The 880-nt window shown below is 65.2% G+C and carries 1 protein-coding gene; it reads left to right on the top strand.

The genetic code is table 11. The features are described from left to right. Positions 1-880, top strand: an 880-nt coding sequence (locus QEH53_RS23875; protein ID WP_309025749.1) for a condensation domain-containing protein, incomplete at both ends; no start/stop codon positions are given.

Here is an 880-nt window from a genome sequence, read left to right on the forward strand (position 1 = left end):
TGAGGACCCGCTTCGAGCAGGACGGCGACGGCGTGTGGCAGGTTGTGGACGACGAGCTGTCTCTCGAGGTCGCCGAGGTGGACCTTCGGGGGTTCGAGGATCCCGAGGCGGAGGCCGAGCGCCTGGCCGTCGAGGACGCCTCGCGTCCGTTCGACCTGGAGGGCGGCGCTCCTGTGCGCTCTAGCCTTCTTCGTCTGGGCGAGGAGTCCTGGGTGCTTCTGTTCTGCATGCATCACATCTGCAGCGACGGCTGGTCGATGGGCGTCCTGGTGAGCGACGTTCTTTCCCTCTACGACTCGTTCCGCCTTGGGGAGGAGCCTTCGCTGGACCCGCTTCGCATCCAGTACAGGGACTACGCGGCGTGGCAGAACGCGAGCCTTTCGGACGGCTCGCTTGATTCGAGCCGGGAGTACTGGCTTGGCAAGCTTTCCGGCGTTCGCCCCCTTGAGCTTCCCTGCGACCGTCCCAGGCCCCGGGTGAAGAGCTACAACGGCTCCGAGCTCGAGTTCTCTATCGCTTCGGGGAGGCTCTCCGCGCTGAAGGAGCTTTTCTCCTCGGAGGGGGCGACCCTTTTCATGGGGCTTGTGGCTTTGAGCAAGGTCCTGCTGCGACGGTACGCAGGGCAGGACGACGTAACTGTCGGCAGCCCGGTTTCCGGCCGCGACCACGCGGACCTCAGGGATCAGATCGGCTTCTACGTGGGCACGCTGGCGCTCAGGGACGAGGTCTCCCTGGAGGAGAGCCTGGGCTCCCTGCTCTCCAAGGTGAGGTCGACGGTGCTCGAGGCCTTCGAGCATCAGAAGTACCCCTTCGACTCGATAGTGGAGGATCTGGACCTGGAGCGCGACACCTCGCGCTCGGCGGTGTTCGACGTCATGGT

It is taken from the genome of Pelagicoccus sp. SDUM812002 (assembly GCF_031127835.1).
Classification (GTDB): domain Bacteria; phylum Verrucomicrobiota; class Verrucomicrobiia; order Opitutales; family Opitutaceae; genus Pelagicoccus.